2 protein-coding genes are annotated in these 3597 nt (G+C 28.9%); both read right to left on the bottom strand.

Annotation, left to right across the window (positions count from 1 at the left end):
* Nucleotides 1–116: 116 nt before the first annotated feature.
* Nucleotides 117–818 carry a hypothetical protein gene (locus H8923_RS16770; protein ID WP_153973191.1) on the bottom strand — a complete coding sequence of 234 codons (702 nt, stop codon included), beginning with the start codon at nucleotides 816–818 and terminating at the stop codon, nucleotides 117–119.
* Nucleotides 819–954: 136 nt separating this feature from the next.
* On the bottom strand, nucleotides 955–3597 hold a 2643-nt coding region (locus tag H8923_RS16765; protein ID WP_243239226.1), incomplete at its 5' end, for a CD1375 family protein.

Raw genomic sequence — 3597 nt, 5'->3', positions numbered from 1 at the left:
ATTTGTATCAATTGTGACTTAAATTTTTGTAATAAAAAAGGCCTTATTTATAAGACCCTTAATCTACTTCTTATATAGTTTTTTATTTATTTTTATCTCCCAGGCTTTATATTTACTTATCTTATTCCTGTATACTTGTCTAAAACAATAAAATCTCCATCTGATAATTCAACATATTCAGGAAGATACTTAAACTTTTTCTTTTCAGTAGGTTCAGAATATCCCTTCATTAAGTCATCAGTAGTATATAGAGAGTATCCTGGATAAGCTGTTCCTGAAACCATGGCCTCAAGATCTCCAACAGCATAATCGGCTGATTCTTTGTTCATATATATCTCGTAAGTTCCAGCTTTAATATCACGTCCTACGTAAAGCATTATTTCAAAATCACCTACAATCTCTGGAGCTTTATCAATAGGATATAATATTCCATCTTCAAATTCTATCTCTTGATTGTTATTCAAGTATAAATATCTAGGTGATTTTACTGGCTCAGATAAATATGTTGAATCATCTAAAATATTATTTACACTTATATATGCAGTTTCAAATGTATGATGCTTTTCATGATATTCTTGTGTTTCGTCAACTAAGCACCACATATCTCCACCCTCTGATTCATATGCATATTTATCTGGAACAAATAAATATAGCCCTTCATCATAATTATCTTTTACATTTGTTATACCTTCAGTAGGCTTATATCCACCTAAATCATTCATATTATTATTCTTTGAGTTAAACAATACCGCTAGACAAATAATAATAGTAATAGTAGTAATGCTTAAAACTAAAATACCTAATTTCTTTTTTGTCATGTTGTCTCATCCTCCTGTAAATATATCATGGAATATATTACCATATACGCTCAGATAATTCAATTTACAGAATGTTTACTTAGAATTAATTTGTATATATTGTATTTTGAACATAAAAAAAAGAACTCTTAAAGTTCTACTTCTCTAATTTATTTAATATGTCTTGCACTTCTTTTCTATATCTAACAGGTACTTCTTCTATTGTTTTAAGTCCTCTTATAACCATAGCTACGTACATATCTACCATTTTACTCACCATCCTTTTATTTATATTAATTGTTTTTGGCATTGCTTCTAAAATTGGCTCTATCATCATGTACATTTCATCAGTAGCACATAATGATATATCTATTAAATTATCTTGATTATTATTAGTTTCTTGTAACCCATATACACTAGGTATATTTGCAGTATATGTGGTCTTTATAGACTGTACTGGTACTACAGATTTAATGCTAATAGTTGCATTATCAGGTATTTCCATAAGGAATGAATTTGTATCTATTGTTTCTTTATAAGGTTCTGCTAGTTCGTATACAATTGTTACTGGATTAACTTGTAACCAGTTTTTAGCTGTTATTAATGAAGTAATATTACTATCTTTCAATCCAAACCTATCTACACCGTTCCATGTAATTTTAGTTAAAGACACCCCAGATAAGTTATTATATGAATATTTAATATCTTCAAAGATTACATAATTATTATAATATGACAACTTTTCATCCTCACTACCATCAAACATTTCCTTACCCATCTTGTGATAATGCTTCAACTCTCCATCTTCCACAATTAATTCATCCCCCTTATGTAGAGGTGAATTTAGATATACAGCTTTAGATTTACAATAGTGTGGTTCATATGGTGTTGATTCTGTTCCTTCTTCTATTTGTATCAACATATCCTTAGTAACATCAGCTTTGTTTTTTTGAATAGCTACATATATAGCGTTATTAGGGACTGTTATATTAACATCGCCCCATATAGATGCTATCTTATTATGATTAATGTCGTAGAAATTATGTGTTCCAGTAATATTAGAAGATATTTTATCAAAACCACGAATATATGCTAAATTAGTGAGTACTACACCATTATGAGTTGTATCCCAATTCGACCATCCTTTACACCTATTCTTACCTCTTACCTCTACTTCATATTTATATTTACCTAAATTCTCTGCTTCCTCTAAACCTTCATCAATCATTTGTTGTGTTACTAAATTCTCTTCAAAACTAGATTGCATTCCACTAAATGATCCAGCACTTTCATATTCGCTCGATTGTGATTTAGGATATAATTTTACATCACTTATTTTCGCATAATCATCATTATTATTTAAACTGTGTAATTGAATTCTAATATAAGTTATATCTTTATCAACGGTTATATCTTTGTAAAAATAACCAATGCCTTTCCCACTTGGTATATTTGAAAACGGTAAATAATTAGCTGTACCATCATCATATACTATACCAACTATAACACCATAATCTTCGGATGATGTCATGTTTTCATCAACTCTAACTCTAAGTCTATATGTTTCATTTAAAATTAGTTGACTTAATGGTTTAAATTGATAGTTTTTTGATTTATTAATAATAAACTCATTAACTACTGTCGGCACTAAATTAACCATAGTATTTCCAACTACTTTATCAATAGTAACTAAACCTTCTTTACTACCTTCTAACTTTAGACTATTTCCTTCACCTTCTATAGTTAACCTTCCATCATTATTTTCATTAAATAATCCGTTTATCACAACATCTTGTACTTTATTTTTATATTCAATATCTTTAAGTCTAATATCTTGTTCAGTATTTTTAGATTCAATAGCTTCCAATTCTGACTCAAAAGAATTTAAAAATTGTTCCCTAGATTTATGATCTTCTTGTCTTTGTTGTTCTGCAGCATCAACTTCTCTCATTTTCTCATTAACTTTATTTTCTAAATGAGTTATAGAAGGAGTTGCTCCAGTGTCTCCTTTTTGGCCTTGTGGACCAGTAAGCCCTGTGTCTCCTTTATCACCTTTAGGTCCTATGGGTCCAGTTGGACCTTGTGGTCCTATTAGTTCTGACTTTGGAGGTATAGATTTTATTGCTGTATCAACTTCTTTTTCTTTCTCAGTTTTAAAATCTTCTATAGCTTGGTTAGTAGCATTTTTGTATTGGCTTAGATTTTCTTCTAATTCTGTATCTTTAGATTCTTTGTACTCATTTAATTCTCTTTTAGTATCAGTAACTAAAGTATTTATTTTAGAAGTATTAGCATTTAAATTATTATTAACTTTTTCATTTGTTTTAGATATAAGATTTTCAATATCTGTTTTTACTTTTTCTACAGCTTGCTCTCTTAGTTTTTCTGCTTCTACTCTGTTATTTTCATTTCCAACTCTTAGATTTTCACTATTTTCAATACTAGATAAACGATTTATCATGTCTGTAAGAATAGTAAACCTATTATCATCTTGAACTTCCCTATTAACTTGACTAATAATATTATTTTGATCTACTTCATATTCAATAGGGCCTACAACAACTTTTTCATTGTTAAGAACTAACAATGCTTTGGCTTTATAAGTACCAGGTATATCTTTTAAATTATTAGGTAAATTAGCATATACCTTGCCTTCTTTAATATTTATAAATTCAGCATCTGAACTCCCATCTGGTTTTATTACACATAGAGCTACTATAGCTTTATCTATATTAAATAGTTCTCCGCCTCGTGTTATTCGCATAAAAAAATCAGATGTATCGTTATCAAACTCATCAAA

The organism is Romboutsia faecis (genome assembly GCF_014323405.1).
GTDB lineage: Bacteria > Bacillota > Clostridia > Peptostreptococcales > Peptostreptococcaceae > Romboutsia_E > Romboutsia_E faecis.
The sequence above is the reverse complement of the archived record's forward strand: the minus strand, read 5'-3'. Positions and strand labels throughout refer to the sequence as shown.

What these genes read in the sequence shown, in the direction of transcription:
- H8923_RS16770 (WP_153973191.1), bottom strand. Translation starts at nt 818, where the DNA reads ATGACAAAAAAGAAATTAGGTATTTTAGTTTTAAGCATTACTACTATT.